We start from the raw sequence: 706 nt of genomic DNA on the forward strand, positions 1-706 counted from the left end.
TCGTGGCCGCGCGCGACGCCCTCGCCCGCGCCGCGGCCCGCAGCGAACCGCCCGCCACGCACCACTGATCGTCGGCCGAGGCCGTCCTGCATGCGGACCGATCCACGCGCATCGAGGGGCCGCGGGGTGACGCGGCGGGTGCGCCCCGCTACGCTGCGAGCATGACCAGCAGGCACACGCTCGTCATCGGTATGGGGGTACTGGCGGTCGCGCTCGCGTTCACGGGGTGCAGCGGGGCCGAGGGCGAGGACACCGGGGGAACCGTGGATCCCGTCGGCACGTGGGGCGATTCGTCCGGGGAGGGCTCGCCGTACCTCGAGCTCGACGACGGCGGCGACCTCTCGGGCAGCGACGGCTGCAACCAGTTGACCGGGACGTGGTCGGTGAACGAGGCCGACCAGGTGGAGTTCGAGAACGTCGCGAGCACGATGATGGCGTGCGACGGGGTCGACGACTGGCTCTCGGGCATGAGCGTCGCCGACGTCGCGAACGACACGATGACGGTGCTCGGCTCCGACGGCTCGCCCATCGGCACCCTCGAGCGAAGCGGCTGACCGGGCCGACGACCGGTGCGGTCCGGAGGCGGACCGCACCGTTGCGGCGCGCCCGCGCGTCGACTCAGCTCGCCGCCGCGAACCGCGCGGCCTGCGCACGCAGGAACGCCAGCAGCCCCGGCGGCCCGTCGACGCGGCATCCGACGCCGTCG

At 74.4% G+C, this 706-nt stretch carries 1 protein-coding gene; it reads left to right on the forward strand.

Annotated elements, in window-relative coordinates:
- Window positions 1-161 precede the first annotated feature (161 nt).
- The gene (locus tag ESO86_RS18090; protein ID WP_129236062.1) at window positions 162-554 is read left to right on the forward strand and encodes an META domain-containing protein; all 393 of its coding nucleotides are present in this window, start codon (window positions 162-164) and stop codon (window positions 552-554) included.
- Window positions 555-706 lie beyond the last annotated feature (152 nt).

The organism is Agromyces binzhouensis, assembly GCF_004135055.1.
GTDB classification, from domain to species: domain Bacteria; phylum Actinomycetota; class Actinomycetes; order Actinomycetales; family Microbacteriaceae; genus Agromyces; species Agromyces binzhouensis.

Excerpts from the sequence above, each read along its gene's own strand:
- ESO86_RS18090 (WP_129236062.1), top strand. The coding sequence starts at position 162 with ATGACCAGCAGGCACACGCTCGTCATCGGTATGGGGGTACTGGCGGTC.